This is a genomic window from Shewanella sp. 433 (genome assembly GCF_059338565.1).
In genome coordinates this window covers 892,127-908,905 of record NZ_CM181703.1, presented here as the reverse complement: position 1 = coordinate 908,905, position 16,779 = coordinate 892,127, and the positions used below count along the sequence as shown (strand labels likewise).

The following is a 16,779-nucleotide window of genomic DNA, read 5'->3' as shown; positions in this document are numbered from 1 at the left end:
AACTGCGACACCTTGTCGCACTCTGGCGATTTACCTTTGTCAGCCTTAATGCCCACTGAGACAATAACGCCACAACAATAAATTACCAGTGAATATCAACCGTATATGATCACTTTACGACACTCTTATTTAGCCCTCGCCATTAGCAGTCTGTTAGCAACGCCGGTGGTGGCAAACCAAGCGGCGTTTGAGATTATTGAAGTCAGTGGCCGTCACCAGCAAGATGACAGCACCATTTCCCGTGAAGCTAACGTGCCTGTTGCCGACATTAGTAGTTTGTTGAGCAAGCTGCCCGGCGCGGCCGTTAATGGCAACGGGCCATTGACAGGAATTGCCCAGTATCGCGGCCTATTTGGCGACAGGGTCAATACCCAGGTTAACGGCGTCACACTGGCAGGGGCCGGCCCTAACGCCATGGATACCCCTTTGAGCTATGCAAGCCTAGTCAATAGCGAACGTCTGGAGATGAGCCGTGGTATAGCCCCTGTGTCGGCTGGCACCAATACCCTTGGGGGCAGCGTTAAAGTGGTTGAATCACAGGCGCGCTTCGATGAATTCAGCGGTAAAGTGGCCGCCCGATATCAACATAATGGAGAGCAAGCGCACCTTGGGGCGAAAACCAACTTCGGCGCAGAGCAACAGGCGCTGCTACTGTATGGCGATGTTATGCAAGCCAATGCCAACCAACAAACTGGCGCCGGTATCGACATCGCCCCAACCACCTACGATAAGGCGATTGTAGGCGGCCAATATCGCTTTAACCTTAGCGATAAGGGCTTTGACGATGAGTCGATAGCCATCGGCTATCAACATCTAGAAACCACTAATGCCGGGACCCCGGCCTTACCTATGGATATCGATTTTATCCGCACCGACAGGGTCAAGCTTGAAGGGCAACACCTGCTCAAGGATTGGGACATCAATTGGCATCTCGCTTACAGCGATGCGCGTCATGGCATGGACAACTTTAGCGAGCGGGTGAAAAATGACACCGCAAGTGCCCGCTATAACAATGCCGACAGCAAAAGTATCGACAGCTCAGTGTCGATGGCCAAAGCCGCTTGGCTATTCGGCCTCGATACGCAATGGAGCCAGCATGACTCGGTGATCACCGATCCCACCAAGCCGATGTTCAAGGTCGATAACTTCAATGGCGTTACCGATAATACCGTCAGCGCCTTTGCCCAGTGGCAACAAGATATCGATCAATGGAACTGGCAACTGGGATTACGAGTCAAGCACTACCAAACCGATGCCGATGAGGTTAATCACTCAATGGCGGCGAGTATGCCTGCCATCAAGGTGTTGATGGACAGATACAATGCAGCCGACCGCTCTCAATCACAAACGGGTATCGACCTAGCACTTAATGGCCGCTATCAAGTGGATGAGTCGCTGAGCTGGATTGTTGCGGCGGCGCGTAAGCAAGACAGTGCCAGCTATCAGCAGCGTTATTTATGGGTGCCGATGCAATCAACAGGTGGACTCGCCGATGGGCGCACCTATGTCGGCCAGATGGATTTATCCTTAGAAACCGCCTATCAATTGGAGCTTGGCGCCGACTATCAAGACAACCGTCTGCAACTGAGTCCAAGGCTGTTTTGGCAACGTATCGATGATTATATTCAAGGGGTTAATGCCACCGATAAAGCGGTGATCATGGCCGCGCAGATGATGGGCGACAGCCACCCATTGCAATTTGCCAACGTCGATGCCCAGCTCTACGGTATGGACATTAGCGCCCGCTACCAGCTCAATGACCAGCTTCAGCTCGATATGTTAGCCAGCTATGTTAGAGGAGAGCGCCGCGATATCGACGATAATCTGTATCGCATCGCCCCGCCAAACATCACGGTTGGCCTAAACTACCAACGAGGAGCATGGTTGGCTCGCGTTGAGGCGCTAGGAGTAAGCGCGCAACATAAGGTGTCTAGCACCCAGCAGGAGCTGCAAACCTCTGGTTATGGTTTAGTCAACTTATCGCTGGCTTATGATGCCGACCTCTGGCTGGTTAAAGCGGGCGTAAACAACTTGTTTGACACCGAGTACCAAGAGCACCTTGGTGGCTATAACCGAGTAGCTAACAGTCAGTTGGCACTGGGTGAACGTATGCCGGGCACAGGGATCAACGCTTGGCTGATAGGTGAATATCGCTTCTAAGAGGCAATGCTAGCAATCGGTCATCGTTGCAGATCTGCACTTTTTAACATCGTTATTATCATTTTAGGGACCATTCCACTGCACTTCCCTTCCCCGCCATCGCAAGATGCCGGGGATTTTTTTGCATGAGGACAAATCACCAACTTCAGCCAGCCTTACAAGATGCCGCGCACCAGCGGGGAGAGGATCAGCTGTTCACCGGCTTTTTGAGTAACTTACGTTGCAAGGTACGTCGATGCATGCCTAGCTGTCTCGCCGTGGCCGACACATTGCCCTTGTTGGCCGTGAGCACTTGCTGAATATGTTCCCACTCCACCCGTTTCGTGCTCAAAGGCGCCTCATCGACCCCCTCATCGGTGAGCAATGACGCGCAATTATTGAGTACATTCAGCAAGGTTTGGGTGTCCGTTGGCTTGGCTAAATAGTTATCGGCGCCTAAGCGAATAGCTTCCACTGCGGTAGCGATACTGGCGTACCCCGTTAACAACACCATCACCACATCGGGTAAGGAGCGCCTTAACGGCAAGATTAAGGCCAAACCATTGTCTTCGGCCAATTTCATATCGAGCAAGATATGACTAGGTTTAAACTCACGGGCACACAACAGGGCTTCGGTCGCATCATGAGACTGGCGACATTCAAACTCATGCTTACTCATGCGCCGCGCTAAAATGGCCGCCAAGCTGCGGTCATCTTCGATAATTAATAAGCGTTTCATTGCGCCTCCGGTAGCGGAAGATACACCTGAGCGACAGCCCCGCCATCAAGATGGCTGCCAAAAATCAAGCGGCCACCGAGGCGCTCAAAACTGGCATGACTGAGCAGCAAAGCCACGCCCATCCCTTTGGGTTTATCGATAATCTTATGCCCTAATTGGGTGAGCAACGAGCTGGGGATCCCGGGGCCAAAGTCACGTACCGCCACCACAAGTTCATCACATTGGTATTGCAGTGACAGCGCAACGCGCGCTGGGCCACCTACCTCTTCGCTGGCTCGCGCGCCATTTTCTATTAATGCCAGCAGCGCTGGCAGCAAGCTGGCATCGGCGCGCAGTTGCTCGTCGCCGCGACAATCTAAGGTTGAGATGCTCAGTTCGATACTGGGTAACAGTAAGCGCACTTGTTGTTGTAAGCTTTCAATTAACGTATTGATTGAGATGTAGTTAAATTCACCAGCACGTATCGACTCGGTCGCCAAACGAAGCTCGGCTAGGGTGGTATCACACACATTAAGCGCCGCTTGCATCTCATCAAGTGTCACCTGGCTGCCAGTGGATTCTTCATCTAATTCGTCGACCAACAGCCGCAGACTCGCCAGAGGTGTGGCGAGCTGGTGCGCCATTTGCGCCGAGGCGGTACCCAGTGCCAGCAGCCGCTCTTGGCGCAGCTGCGCCTCTCGCATATAGGCCAGCTCGGCATCTTGGCGCCGCAAACGTTTAGCCAAAAATGCCACACTGGTGGTGAGTACCAGTGAAGAGATCACAAAATTAAACCACATCCCCAAGTAGTGTGAGCTCATGTCCATACCATGGTGCTGCATCTCCCCCTGAGGCAGAGTGAATAACATGGCGCTATACGCTAAGGTCGATAATAAGGCCAGCGCCCAAGGCGCCCATTTGGGTAATAAGACCGCGGCTATCGCGATGGGGAGCAGCAATAGCGAGATAAAGGCATTGGTCGCACCACCGGAAAAATAGAGCCAAGTGATCCACAGTAAGGTGTCGATAAGTAAAGCGATAAACAGCCCTGCATCACTATTAAACAATTGTTTTCTTAGGTAGAAGGTAAAGCCGAGGTAGAGCCCCTCAATGATCAACGCCAAATTAAGCGCCGGACTGTGCAGCGATAATCCAAAGGTGTCGGCCAAAGCGAAGGTTAAACATAGTTTGAGTACGAGACCCATCAGTCGCAGCAGCGCCAGTTGATCGGCGGCGCGGTATCGTGAACTGGCTAGAGAGGGCACTTGAGTTCCTTAGCTGAGGTGGCCGCTGCGCGGCGACATTGCATCAATCCGTAAGGGCTATTTTAACGCGTTTAGGCCACTTATCGCACCGTTTATCCTCAAAGATGTGAGCTTAACAGCCCCCTTCACGGCCAAAAAACACCTCATATCAGCGAGCCGCATCAAGCGGGCTAGGCATTCACCCGTTAAAGCTAACTTAAGCGGGCTCACTACCGGGTTTAAGCATAGGGCAGTCGGCGCCGAGCACCATTTTGATGGCATTAGGCACTACCTCAAAACGAATGTCAGTGGTGGTGATCGGCTCGCCATCGAGGTTAATTGGCATAGGTGACTTTGCGCGCCAACGGGCCGCCGTGTTTTGAGCATATATTGCATATTGATTATCGTCTTTGGGTTGACGAAACTCATCAATCACCTGTGATAAGGCCTCTAGCGGAAAATCATGCAGGGCGACTAAATCGAGTAAACCATCGTTAATATAGGCATTGGGCGCTAACACCTGGCCGCCGCCCGCCTGACGGCCGTTACACACGGCGCCCAGTAACAACTGCTGTGAAGCGCTCTGACCATCAATAATAAATTCACCTTCATAGGGTTTAAAACTCAGCGCTTGGATCAGCCCAGATAAGGTATAGGCTCCGCCACCGAGAAAGTTTTTTAACGCCGCTGGCGTCGTCGAAGTCACCTGCGCACCAAAACCGCCACTGGCGATATTGATCAAATGGGTATCGTTAGCTTTAATCGCATCGATCCAAAAGGCATCGGCGCTTAATGCCAGTTGCAGCGCGGTCTCTGGTTCATCAGGAATGGCGCAGGCGGCGGCAAAATCATTGGCGGTGCCTAAAGGCAAAATCGCCAGTGCTGGACGTGAGGTTTTAGGGTGGGTTAACAGCGCATCGACCACCTCATTGACCGTGCCATCACCACCGGCAGCCACCAGTCGCTGGCAATTATCACCAATGGCGTCATCGACTAAGCGTGCCATATCGCCGGCCTCATAAGTCACGCGCACCTCAATATCATGCTGCTTGCGTAAGTTATCTATCGCCAATCGCAATGGCGCTAACTGGGCTTTTTTACCATTTAATAAGATACGGATCTTCACTTTGGCCTCCACCACTTACCTATAAGCACTCATTGTATGATGCCCAATTTAACGAAAAGATAAAACACGCCAGCTAAACATGTACGGTGAAACAAGGTTAATGTTAAACATTTGCTGGGTTGCTACTGACGCGATATTCTCAAGCCTCTATCCGATATTAGGCCCGCCCTGAAATAAGGAGCCACTAATGCAAGTGCTGACACAATTCGATATTAAGCCGCTGAGTTACGCACTATTATTAGCCTTACTTAGCGGGTGCGCCACCGCCCCAGTTGAATCTAGCGGGCCTGTTGCATCAAGTGAGCCAATTGAACCGAGTGAGCTAAGCCAAAACAAGAATACTGGCCCCAGCTACGATTGCACCAGCCCTTCATTAAGCAGCATCGAGAACCTGATCTGCCACGATGCCACGCTGGCAGCGATGGATAGACAATTGGCCCGCATTTACGCTCAGGCATTAGCTAAAGCGCAAAATCAACACCCTCCGGTGCTCAAAGCCGAGCAACGCGGCTTTATCAAAGGTCGTAATGATTGCTGGAAAGGCACCTATAAAAAACAATGTGTTATCGACAACTACCAGACTCGCATGGTAGAACTACAGGCAAGATATCGCCTAGTTGAGTCTACCGGACCGGTATTTTATCGCTGTGATAATATCCCAGCCAAAGAGGTGGTGATCACCTATTTTGACACCGAGCCCAATAGTTTAATTGCCGAGTTTGGTGACAGCACCTCCTTGATGACGATTCAGCCCAGCGGCAGCGGGACTCGCTACCAAGGCCGTAATGAACAATTTTGGGAGCATCATGGTCAAGCCAGCATCACATGGGGCTACAAAGCCACCCCGATGCAGTGCACCCTGATAAAATAATGCGATTAACGAAACAACACCCTAACCCCCATAAGAGGTGAAATGCACACATCTAAAGGTCATAATCGATTGAGGCCAGCTTAACATGGCTGTCACGCTCCCCTTACTCTTGGCCGGTCCGATGCTGCGCCACTGCGATAGTGATAATGTTTGTTTACTGTTTGTGGCCAGCAAGCCCTTATCCGCACTGACGCTGACATTGGCTGAGGTGGAATATCCACTTGGGGCCGACGAGGTTACTCAATTTAAGTTGGGCGAACACGCCTATCAATATGTTATCCACCTCTGCAGACCTGAGCTCAATCCCAGCGAACAGCTGATTGAATATGGGGTTTCCACCCCTGCCGATGGCAACCTATTTGGTGCGGTTGAGCAGCTATATTATCCGCAGCAGCAAGCACCGCAATTTGTGGTAAAACCTGCAATAGATAAGCTATTACACGGCTCTTGTCGCAACCCCCATCACCATAGTGGTGACAGCTTAGTGGCTGCCGATACTTTGATGGCAGCAGACAACAGCGTGACCTCGCGACCCGCACTGTTAATGCTCAGTGGCGATCAAGTCTACCTCGATGATGTCGCAGGCCCCATGTTATATGCCATCGGCAAGACCATCGAGCTGCTGGGGCTGCGCGATGAGCAGTTCCAGCAAGCTTCGCTGACTGACAGCAAGCACATAAGCTACCAGCCGGCGTCTATGTATCAACGCCACAAAAACATATTGCCGCGCACCGAATATCCTGCGGCGACCGCCATCAGCCGTTGGTATATTAATCACCCCATTTTTACCTCGTCGATCGCCGAAAATCACCTCACCAGCTTGGCCGAAGTGATCGCTATCTATCTGCTGTCTTGGTCACCCGAATTATGGGCGTTAATGGATATTCCTAAGCAGGTTAACGGCTTGTCACCAGCCAATAGCGCTAGATGGCAACGAGAATGGCTTCACCTACTCGAGTTTAAAGCGGGCTTAACCCAAGTCAGGCGCCTGCTGGCACACCTGCCCACTTATATGATCTTCGATGATCATGACATCACCGACGACTGGAACCTCACCGCCAAATGGGAGCAAGCAGCCTATGGCCACCCTTTCTCTAAGCGGATCATCGGCAACGGCTTAATTGGCTACACCCTGTTTCAGGGGATAGGCAATCAACCGGATAAATTTAAAGCCGACATAGTGCCTCAACTGAGTGCATTTTTAGCCTCTCCCACAGAGAGTCAACACGATGAGCTCATCGATACACTACTGCACTTTGACCAATGGCATTACCACCTCAATACCAGCCCTAAACTCATGGTACTCGATACCCGCACCCAACGCTGGCGCAGCGAGTCAAACCTAGCCAAGCCTTCAGGCTTAATGGACTGGGAAGCCCTGATGGAGATGCAGCAGCAACTGGTGGGGCAAGACAAGGTGATTATTGTATCGGCCGCCCCGATCTTCGGGGTTAAATTGATTGAAGCCGTGCAACGCACCGCCACCTGGATAGGCGCGTCGCTGCTGGTCGATGCCGAAAACTGGATGGCCCACCCAGGCACTGCCAACACCTTGCTGAGCATCTTTTTGCACCGCAAAACACCCGAGCAGTTTGTGATCCTATCGGGCGATGTGCACTACTCTTTTGCCTACGATATTGGCATTCGCTTTCGCTCTATGAGCCCTAATATTTATCAAATCACCTGCAGCGGCATTAAAAATCAGTTTCCTGAGAAGCTATTGCCCCTGTTTGATAAATTCAATGGTTGGTTGTATGGCCACTTTTCACCTTTAAACTGGCTGACAAAACGCAAACGCATGTCGATTCGCGGTAGGCGCCCTAATGGCGTTAATAGCCAACGACTGGTGAATAAAAGCGGCATAGGCTTAGTGACATTTACTGATAATGGCGCACCAGAGCGTATTAGCGTGCTGCATGCCGACATGAGCGAAACCGAATTTAAACCACCAAAGCAGACAAAATAAACGGATTGCAGCGCCGCAGCTAACAGCCCTGTGACCTTGTTATCATCCTTTGATAATGGGTTCGCTAAAGGGTAAATCGGCCAATTGAATATCGATATGCCGGCCACTAATAGGATCGCTAAATTGCAGCCGCTGAGCCAGCAACTTTAACGGCTGAGCAAAGTTATCCGCCGCCTTTGGCAATAAAGTGGGATAACATCTGTCATTACAAATGGGCATGCCTAAGCTGTGCATATGCACTCTCAGCTGATGGGTTTTACCCGTAATGGGCGACAGTTCAAATCGGCCCATCCCCTTTTGCACCTCAACCAAGGCCACCTCTGAATGGCTATTGGCCTCTCCATCAGTCACCTGCATCATAAATGATGGCTCACTTTTCACCAGACGATTTTTTACCGTCCAGCGCAAGGGGCTCGCTAACTTACCATCGCTATATTGGCGCGCCAATACTGGGGTTAAGGGCGCTAAGGCTTGGTAGGTTTTAGTGATCGCGCCATCACGAAATAGGCCATGGTAGGCGTCGCGATACTCTGGCTGCTTAATCAATAGCACTATGCCCGCCGTAGCCCTATCGAGCCTGTGAGCTGGGACTAACTGCGGCTCATGGGTAGCGATTCGCAGCCGATTGACTAAACATTCATTGATAAACTGCCCACTGGGATGCAACGCTAAAAAGTGCGGTTTATGGGCGATGATAATACGTTCATCTTGATACAGTATCGACTCGCTAAAAGGGATGCAGGGCTCTTCGGCCACCTCGCGATAATAATACACACGTTGCTTGGGCCGATAGGCGCTATCGAGTTCGATAGGTTGACCATCTTGCCAATGCACCTTCCCTTGACGCACCCGTGATTGCCATTCTTGGGCCGAAACTTGCGAAAAACGCGCGATTAAAAACGCCACCACAGTGGCGGGCGGCAAAGGATGGTCAGGGAGTACGATATATGAGGCTTGGGATGCGCGAACCATGATGCTGGCCAGTAAATCAAAATGGGCGTCATAATAACAAAGATAGCGCCAAGGGGCGCTATCTAAGCCAATTGCAGATTAAATGTTGTGATTGACATGAGATTTAATCAGCTCAAGCACAAAGTCCATGGTTTTGTGACAATCGGGTTGATTAACTAACACTTGCTTGTCACGGTTATACAGAGGCAGCACCTCTAACCAACGCTGACTCACCCAGCTGGCATCTTCGAGGTGCAGATCTGAGTAGAGTTCAAATAGGGCAGGATTGACCTGATAAAATTGCGCTAATGCGGCACTGATCAGCTCAAATTCGCCTTCAATTGGCTCCTGTTGCCAATTATTACAGCCTAAGGTACGCGCTATCCAGTTGCCATCTTTACGCTGGCTGGCCGATAAGATTTTTACTCTTTGCTGGCCTTCGAGTACAACGCCCAAACAACCGTCATCGAGTAGGTTAAAGTCGATAATCTCACATTGAGTCGCGATGGTGTAACAAGGGGGGATGCTGTCGGTTTTTGCCATGCCAAAGGCTAAAGCATAATGCCCTTTAAGTACCTCAGCTATCAGGCTTAATCCAGATGGCCCTGCCACTCGGATCTCGACTCTGCCAGCGGGTAATAACAGTTCATCACGAATGATAAGTGCCATTTCTTGCATTAACATAGCAGCCTCCTCGCCCTTGGTCGATGTTTGCAAAACCGAGCATAATGAAGGCTGCAAACGATTGACTAGGAGCAATAATAATAAAGTGTAGCAGTTGTTTTCATTACTGCTTTATACGTCATTATTGCATTGGCTAGACCATGCCAATCTAACTATTTCTTCCGTTAATAATTAGACCTGACTTGTCCATATTTGGTTTCATCCCCCCTTCAAACTAATCATTAAAATGGCTCAAGATACTGCATAATATCACCACTTTTCAAAATCTTATCAAAGTCATCGGCTAACACGTCACTGGCCGCTAAAACCTGCTGCCAATACCGAATTCGCTCATCACTGGGCAGGCGAGCAAAGTCATTTCTGTCGGGCAATTTACCATAGGGTAGTTGACGAATGTAAGACTCACTCGGCACTAAGATCAGCGCATTATGGTAGTTTTGCCGAGCACGGCGCCAAGGCAAAGATTTGTCAAACCACCCTGGTAATATCTGGCTATAAAAATGGGGGTACAAGGTTAATCCCTCACCATCTTCTATCGCCAAATCAAAATGATAATCTGTGATGCCGCCATCATAATAATGTCCTTGCGGCGCGCCGTCGATTTGAGTTACTGGCGCCAATACCCAGGGAATCGACCCTGTGGCCTGCAGCACTTGTGCTAAGTTGGTCGCGGTCAATGCGAGGTGCTCAGTGGGAAGATCGGTTAAGTGTAAAAAGGGCGATCGCGCCGCCGCGTTACCAAAGATCATGCGCTGAAAATGCAGCCCTAAGGTCTTGCGACTAACCAGATTACTCAGCGCCGTGGTCGCAAGACCAGTCCCTAGGGCCAATCGACTGGGCAGGCGATTTAAATGCCGCGCCTTACAGGCGATAACATGGCTTTTTATCATCGGATTATCGACAATATCTTGCCCGGCCTTATCGCCTAAAATCGCTTTGATAATGGTTTGTATCTGGCGGGATACCTCAACAGGCGTCGGCTTAACATCATAACGCTGCTCAATATAATGTTGTTCGAGCCGAGCATAGGCCGCGAGCGGGTCCTGCTGCGCCATGCAGGCCAGACGCCACGCCCCCGACGAAGCGCCTAGGGTGTATAGCGGTGTCTGTCTGGTCTTAAAAAATTGCGTGAACAGGGTTTTGTCTAGCCCTGCAATCCCAATAGGTATTTAACAACCTCACCAATAACGATTAAAGCTTTTTTTATTTAAGCTTTAATCGAAATTGGCATTGTCATTAACACTATGTGAAATTCCTACAAGCCTGTTACAAAGCTGTCGACTGATGAATAGATAGCTTCTGCTAGATTAGTATCCTTTACAACATCTTTCCAGTGCAACTTTCCTTCGCATAATAACTTAGGCTTCATTTTTGAGTTCTTTCGATATAGATTAAAATCTCTAATATTTGAATTTGAAATGCCATTGCAGTCAATTTCTGGTACGGAATTCAACACGACAGCAAGTTCATCAATTTTCTCTGTTCTTGATAACAGTTCCAATTTAAGGAGATATTTATCAAACAGGCTAGATTTTGTTGATAACTCAAACTCAGAAAGGAGCTGCTCTGCCGTATCAAAATCCTGCAACTCCAGGAATGCTCTTACGAGAGTTATATAATATTTCTCTTTTGTAGCTGGGTAAGATATTTGTTCTTTTAACAATGCAGCTTCTTTTACTAAGCTTTTCATGCCATTAAATTCACCAGAATTTGTTAAGTGGCGTAGCTTAGAAAGCAATGACATAATGTAAAAGTTACTATTGGGACCTTGATATTTTTTATAAAACTCCATTGCTTTATCACAAGCATCAACGCCGACTTTGAATTCAGATGAATACCTTTCGTCAATATTAGCCGAATTACTACATAAGGCATAGGTAAAGTAAGCTGCATGGCCTAAATTATTCTTCTGTCGATAGTGTTCGATGAGTGTAGAAAGATGATTTAAGTATAGATCTTGGCGGTTAAATCTGTTGGCAAACACCGTAAACTGTAGATAGTAATTTAGAGCGTTTTCACCATACTTAGGCAAGTCAACATACACATTACTCATTATGCCGTAAGATTTTATTAACTCATTGTTTTTGATGGACTCAGACAATTCAATAATAAAATAATTAGTCTGATACGAAGAGGGGATAACATTAGCATCTATACTATTATAAATATCAAGAATACTATCAGGAAGTAGAAAATCATTAATTACTGACGTCTGCTTTGCCAATATAGCCAATACATATACTGATGGGTGGTCACTATCTAGAAGGGATTGGAGTAATTGAGCATTTTTAACCAATCTCTCACTGATATTATTAGCCGACTGTTTCCCCTGTATATTAGACATAAGATACCAGTCATGCAAAAGACTAACCCACCTCTTAGAAGATATGTCAGAAATATTGCTCTCAACTAACTCCAGCAACTTTTCCATACCACTTAATTGTTCTGCTTTACTGATATTAGACATGGCTATCAATCTAACATGTTCCAACAAAACCTCTTGATTTCTATTGACTGGTTTGAGGTTTGAGGTAAGCAAATCAAACAACTTTTGCAACTCTACATTTGAAATTGTAGTCGTGCCAACTTCCCAATCGATAAGAGAAAAAAGTCGGTTATCAGATAAGTCAGTAAGCTTCAACACATCTTCATTTAAAGCGATAAGGTCTCGTTGCATATCTCTGTTATTATTGTTTAATACATCTAGTTCAATTTGAATTTTTCGAGCAATTAAACTTTCAACATTGAATAACGTATTGTCATCAGTAAGTGCTGATAATTTCGATGTATATATCTGACATTGCTTATAGTCACCGATAGTTTTGTATGCACTAGCAAGAGACAATGTAAATCTAACAGCTTGCTCTAAAGGTAGTAAGCTGATATCGATATTCCTAGCGGAGTTAACTAAAGCCCTCTGCCTTTCAATCTCAGTAACCACTCTAACATCAACTTGATTTAGCATGTTCTCCGCTAGTTTTAAGTTGTTATCTGCCAATAACTCTTGCTGTTGAGCGTAGATATAGGAATCATAATACTTAACTCCAGATATCAAACTAATCAGCGTAATGAACAGTACTAAAGAAAAGCGGAGATAATTTCGTTTGAACCATAACCTTGAGTTATACAATGGATTATTGAAAGCTATAGTTGGTTTATTGCAAAGAAAATTCTCAATATCAGTTCTAAACTCAGTTGTCGTTTGGTACCGTTGATTTATATCATCTTGAGTCGCTTTTATAGTGATACTTTGCAGGGTTGGATTGTCACTAATTAAGCCAGATAAAACTTTTCCAAGGCTGTAGATATCCGATGCGATTGTAATGTGCTTACCTGACTTTTGCTCTGGAGAGGCATAAGCAAATGATAGTGCTTTTAAATATGGTTCATTATATTCACTTTTTTGTGAATGAATAAATTTTGAAATACCAAAATCGATTATGTTTACTTGACCCTGTTCGTCAATCAGAATGTTTTCTGGCTTAATATCCCTATGCAGTATTTGGTTTGCATGAGCATGGGTAATTCCATCGAGGACTTGTATGAACAGTTTGAGTTTTTGTTGTTCAGTTAGTAAATTACTATCTACATATTTGCTCAATGTTTGCCCGTTAACATATTGCATTACGATATAAGCGAAACCTCGAACATCTCGACCCGCATCTAGAACTGATACAATGTTAGTGTGATTTAATGAAGCAAGTGCCTGAGCTTCATAGTTAAAAATCTGTTCTGATTCATTATTCAATAGAGCAAGCGGTACAACCTTAATCGCTACATTTTGAGAGTACTCACCATCTTGCCTTTTGCCTAGGTAGACACTACCCATCCCCCCTCTGCCTAGTAACTGGGTGATTTTATATTTACATACACTATCACCCTCCTTAAGACTCCCTGTTATCTGCTCCCCAGCAAGCTCAATACTGTCATTGAAAATCTGTGTGATATCAATATTTACATCCATAAGCATCTTCGTTAATGCTATATAGGTAGCATCATCGTGCTTAAGACTTTCAATGTAATCTGATTTATCACTCTCATTAAGTGTAGATAAATGGCAATAGTGCTCATAAAGGTTTTGCATCACTAAAACGTCCCTGAAGTGAAATTAATTATGGTAATAACTTGAAATTCGCAGCTTGATAAAAGAAAGGTCTTTATCGACTGTCGATTCTGAAATAGAAAATAACTGAGCAATCTCTTTTGATGGGATAAGGCAGACATATTTGTAGATAAAAATGGATACCTGCCTAGAATACTCTAGTGATAGTTTTTTCAGTAAAATTTCTATATCCAAAATGCGCTGTATTTTGTCCAAAGTAGTTGTATTCATCGCCGATGTACTATTTTTTTGTCGTTTTTTTGCTTTAGATTTTCGTATGTTGTCTACTAGAATTGAATAGATCACAGTTGAAAACGTTATGTAAAGCTCTCTTGTCGTATCAGGTGCAACATCTCTACTTTGATGAATTTTTATAAAGGCGTCATGAACTAGAGATGTGGTATTGCACGAAATGTTTAATAGCGTGCTTTCAGGCCGCTCACCAATAGAGTTCGATTTGACTTCACTAGCAAGTTGATGAAATTTTTGATAAGCAAACTGATAGAGCTGTTGCTCTGCGACTTTGTCACCAGTATTCCATTTAACTAATATGTTGGTGAGTTGTTCAAAATCTTGATTTGTATTAGCCACTGAGCTCACTTGTTCTGCTTCCTAGGTGCGTGAATTCACAATCCATGTAACACCATTCAATGAGAGCGAAAGAGCTTATTGCAAAAGATATTCTCAAAATGTCGCTACCTTATAAAATTTTTTATAGCGATTCACTGAAGCTCTCCCTCTCAGCTCATGAATAGGTAAAAACCGAACCATCTACTTTATAACAGTACCCTTATTTTTTCTACAGTTAAGTATCAAATGTATATTGCGATAATTTAGGATTATTATCAGAAGTAGCTCTGTATATCGTCAATAGCTGAATCAAGAGGAAACCTATGATATGAGGACGACTCATAGCGTTTGATATGGGCAGCCAGCGCTTCACTGATCACCCCATCATGAAAACAAATACTGGGATCATGTCAAAGTTCTGTAATTTTTTGTTCTCTACTTTACGAATTATTTCGGCATTTACGTATCTTCCCTTCTTTAACTATTCAGATAACCTAGCTTCAACCTTATGAAAGGAGCCTAAGCATGAGGTGTTCTAAAACAAGATCCGAAAAGCTCTAAACTAGGGCGTTTTTTTCGGGTTTATAGACAGAACGAAGGTAAATATGTATCTGCATACAGCAGGCTTTGAAGGAGATAAATCTTGAAGTTACCCAAATCAATCATATTGTTGTGCTTATTATCACTTGCTTTAGTTGGTTGCTCTGATGCCCCAATTACAGATGAGCAGATCTCAAAAATGAGTAATGAAGAGGTGGGAGTACATTTTTGTGAGGTATTTAGTGAGTTTATCACTGAAGAGGCTAATCCAGAAAACCTAAAACCATTTCTTCCAGAGTCAGAGTATACCAAGTTTGTCACTCAAAAAAATAAAGGCCTACCCAAAAAAGTTCAGAAAGAGTACTCAAACTCAGACTGTGGATTGGTCGATATGGTATTGAAAGAAAAATCAGGGATGGTAATTATCTCATACAGGTTTAAGTCATTTGGGAGCCGTGACAGGTTTAAATTATCCAAAGAGTTCGGTAGGTACACCTTAGTCGACATTTAAACATAAGTTACACACCTATATGCATATAAATACAGTTGCAATCTTGTCAAAGCAATTACCACTAAAAAAATAATAAAGGCAATACAATGAAACTTTTAACGCTACCATTAATACTCGTATCTGGTTTTTCATTGGCTGAAGAACCACAAATCATATCTGACGTGGTGCAACTTCAGGGTCCCTATAGCGCTAGCATAGATCAAGTTCAAAAATCAGTCGTCAATATGTATGTACCTGACGGCGGTGTGGCTGTGCTTGATATTACTGGCCAGGATAGGTTTGTTAGCTATACGAAAAATACAACGGCCTTAAGTTTGGAAATAAAATCATCTGGTAAAACGGTAACGATTAAAAGTAGTGTGGATGATGGTAAAACTAATACTCTTGCAGTTGAAACGCTATGTGGGCGTTCGGTTTCCATTAACATTGTTGGCCTTTCATCAAAAGTAACTCCTGACACTATCAAGCCAAAGTTGCTAATTTCGGCACCTAGCTGTTAACCCTAAGAGTAAAAGGAATAGTAATGAAAGGGACAATTTTACATATCACTGCTGAGTTAACGATTATTCGGGGTGAAAACGAGCAAAAATTTGAAGTGACACCAGACAAGTTTAGTTCACAGGTTAGCCCAGCTATTGGTGATGAGGTTGATTTTGATGTAACAGATGGGACAGCACATAATATTTATGTTCTGAGAACAGTAACTGCTGCTGATGAAAGGCTAAATAAAGCTAAGAAAGTAGCTGCTAACTTATATAGTCAAGCTAGAAACAGTGTTAATGAAGAGAATATGAGTAGAGCTAAAACTTTTGCCGCAGCCACAGCAGGGAAAACAAAGGCGTCAGTGAATAATATTGATATTTCAAAAGCCAGCAATGCGCTTAAATCAATAACGATTCCTGGAGGGAATGATTTCAAAATTTATAATAAGTTTTCATCTTTTGTTTTAATTAGCTTGTTTATCTCTATGGTTTTACCCTTGGTTAAAATATTTAATGAATCACAAAGTTATTTACAGTTAGTTGAAAACACTGGGTTCCAATTGCTATTTATAACCTTAACACTTTTCAGCCTATTGCTTGGCTTACCTAGAGTTGTGAGTCGAGTTTTAGCATTAATATTTCTTATTGTACTATGTGTTCCTATTTATGATGCTTTTTCATACTTTGATGATATGAGAGGCTACTCGAGTTCTTTTGGTTTAGATAAAGAGATGTTGAAAATGTTGTTTGATACTATGAGGCTAGGTTTACCATTATTGCTGATGTCAACCTTGTTATTTGCTATTTTGCAACTGTTGCCTTGGTATCAAACCAATGAAAAATTTTCAGGTACTAGTGGTCAGTAACAGGTTTAA

The 16,779-nt window shown here is 45.3% G+C and carries 14 protein-coding genes; 6 read left to right on the top strand and 8 right to left on the bottom strand.

From position 1 onward, the window contains the following. The first annotated feature begins 105 nt into the window (after window positions 1–105). On the top strand, window positions 106–2,160 hold the full coding sequence (locus tag AC5YB1_RS04140; RefSeq protein WP_494520825.1) for a TonB-dependent receptor: 2,055 nt from the start codon (window positions 106–108) through the stop codon (window positions 2,158–2,160). A gap of 187 nt (window positions 2,161–2,347) precedes the next feature. Here the strand turns inward: AC5YB1_RS04140 and AC5YB1_RS04135 are convergent, their stop codons facing one another. The 3 genes from AC5YB1_RS04135 to yegS all read right to left on the bottom strand — a co-directional run bounded on the left by AC5YB1_RS04135 (window position 2,348) and on the right by yegS (window position 5,227). Next, window positions 2,348–2,878 carry a response regulator transcription factor gene (locus AC5YB1_RS04135; protein WP_475514957.1) on the bottom strand — a complete coding sequence of 177 codons (531 nt, stop codon included), beginning with the start codon at window positions 2,876–2,878 and terminating at the stop codon, window positions 2,348–2,350. Then, on the bottom strand, window positions 2,875–4,122 hold the full coding sequence (locus AC5YB1_RS04130) for a sensor histidine kinase (protein WP_475514958.1): 1,248 nt from the start codon (window positions 4,120–4,122) through the stop codon (window positions 2,875–2,877). The genes AC5YB1_RS04135 and AC5YB1_RS04130 overlap by 4 nt, the downstream gene beginning before the upstream one ends. A 196-nt stretch (window positions 4,123–4,318) precedes the next feature. Then, the gene (yegS, locus tag AC5YB1_RS04125) at window positions 4,319–5,227 is read right to left on the bottom strand and encodes a lipid kinase YegS (RefSeq protein WP_494520824.1); all 909 of its coding nucleotides are present in this window, start codon (window positions 5,225–5,227) and stop codon (window positions 4,319–4,321) included. 187 nt (window positions 5,228–5,414) lie between these two features. Between yegS and AC5YB1_RS04120 the strand changes: the two genes are divergently transcribed. Both AC5YB1_RS04120 and AC5YB1_RS04115 read left to right on the top strand, forming a co-directional pair. Further along, window positions 5,415–6,098, top strand: coding sequence for an MliC family protein (locus AC5YB1_RS04120; RefSeq protein WP_494520823.1), 684 nt, complete (start codon window positions 5,415–5,417; stop codon window positions 6,096–6,098). An 85-nt stretch (window positions 6,099–6,183) separates the two neighbouring features. Then, a complete protein-coding gene (locus tag AC5YB1_RS04115; protein ID WP_494520822.1) occupies window positions 6,184–8,064 on the top strand; it encodes an alkaline phosphatase D family protein in 1,881 nt (626 codons plus the stop codon). 42 nt (window positions 8,065–8,106) lie between these two features. Here AC5YB1_RS04115 and AC5YB1_RS04110 read toward each other — a convergent pair whose 3' ends face one another. From AC5YB1_RS04110 to AC5YB1_RS04090, 5 genes are all read right to left on the bottom strand, one after another. Continuing rightward, window positions 8,107–9,036, bottom strand: coding sequence for a pseudouridine synthase (locus AC5YB1_RS04110; RefSeq protein ID WP_494520821.1), 930 nt, complete (start codon window positions 9,034–9,036; stop codon window positions 8,107–8,109). Between the two features lie 78 nt (window positions 9,037–9,114). Further along, entirely contained in the window at window positions 9,115–9,699 is a 585-nt protein-coding gene (locus AC5YB1_RS04105) for an LON peptidase substrate-binding domain-containing protein (RefSeq protein WP_475514963.1), read from the bottom strand. A 221-nt stretch (window positions 9,700–9,920) separates the two neighbouring features. Then, window positions 9,921–10,835 carry a patatin-like phospholipase family protein gene (locus AC5YB1_RS04100; RefSeq protein WP_494521575.1) on the bottom strand — a complete coding sequence of 305 codons (915 nt, stop codon included), beginning with the start codon at window positions 10,833–10,835 and terminating at the stop codon, window positions 9,921–9,923. Window positions 10,836–10,954: 119 nt separating this feature from the next. Then, the gene (locus AC5YB1_RS04095) at window positions 10,955–13,783 is read right to left on the bottom strand and encodes a serine/threonine-protein kinase (protein ID WP_494521574.1); all 2,829 of its coding nucleotides are present in this window, start codon (window positions 13,781–13,783) and stop codon (window positions 10,955–10,957) included. A gap of 24 nt (window positions 13,784–13,807) precedes the next feature. Continuing rightward, complete coding sequence (locus AC5YB1_RS04090; protein ID WP_494520820.1) at window positions 13,808–14,392, bottom strand: ECF-type sigma factor; 585 nt, start codon at window positions 14,390–14,392, stop codon at window positions 13,808–13,810. Between the two features lie 622 nt (window positions 14,393–15,014). On the opposite strand from AC5YB1_RS04090, the gene AC5YB1_RS04085 reads away from it, so the two are divergent. The 3 genes from AC5YB1_RS04085 (at window position 15,015) to AC5YB1_RS04075 (ending at window position 16,770) form a co-directional block, all read left to right on the top strand. Next, window positions 15,015–15,422: a hypothetical protein gene (locus AC5YB1_RS04085; protein ID WP_494520819.1), complete on the top strand. Its 408-nt coding sequence runs from the start codon at window positions 15,015–15,017 to the stop codon at window positions 15,420–15,422. Between the two features lie 86 nt (window positions 15,423–15,508). Continuing rightward, window positions 15,509–15,922, top strand: coding sequence for a hypothetical protein (locus AC5YB1_RS04080; RefSeq protein WP_220735615.1), 414 nt, complete (start codon window positions 15,509–15,511; stop codon window positions 15,920–15,922). Between the two features lie 23 nt (window positions 15,923–15,945). Then, window positions 15,946–16,770, top strand: a complete 825-nt coding sequence (locus AC5YB1_RS04075) for a hypothetical protein (protein ID WP_494520818.1) — start codon at window positions 15,946–15,948, stop codon at window positions 16,768–16,770. Window positions 16,771–16,779 lie beyond the last annotated feature (9 nt).

Excerpts from the sequence above, each read along its gene's own strand:
- AC5YB1_RS04120 (WP_494520823.1), top strand. The coding sequence starts at position 5,415 with ATGCAAGTGCTGACACAATTCGATATTAAGCCGCTGAGTTACGCACTA.
- AC5YB1_RS04135 (WP_475514957.1), bottom strand. The coding sequence starts at position 2,878 with ATGAAACGCTTATTAATTATCGAAGATGACCGCAGCTTGGCGGCCATT.
- AC5YB1_RS04075 (WP_494520818.1), top strand. The coding sequence starts at position 15,946 with ATGAAAGGGACAATTTTACATATCACTGCTGAGTTAACGATTATTCGG.
- AC5YB1_RS04110 (WP_494520821.1), bottom strand. The coding sequence starts at position 9,036 with ATGGTTCGCGCATCCCAAGCCTCATATATCGTACTCCCTGACCATCCT.
- AC5YB1_RS04115 (WP_494520822.1), top strand. The coding sequence starts at position 6,184 with ATGGCTGTCACGCTCCCCTTACTCTTGGCCGGTCCGATGCTGCGCCAC.
- AC5YB1_RS04105 (WP_475514963.1), bottom strand. The coding sequence starts at position 9,699 with ATGTTAATGCAAGAAATGGCACTTATCATTCGTGATGAACTGTTATTA.
- AC5YB1_RS04095 (WP_494521574.1), bottom strand. The coding sequence starts at position 13,783 with ATGCAAAACCTTTATGAGCACTATTGCCATTTATCTACACTTAATGAG.
- AC5YB1_RS04140 (WP_494520825.1), top strand. The coding sequence starts at position 106 with ATGATCACTTTACGACACTCTTATTTAGCCCTCGCCATTAGCAGTCTG.
- AC5YB1_RS04080 (WP_220735615.1), top strand. The coding sequence starts at position 15,509 with ATGAAACTTTTAACGCTACCATTAATACTCGTATCTGGTTTTTCATTG.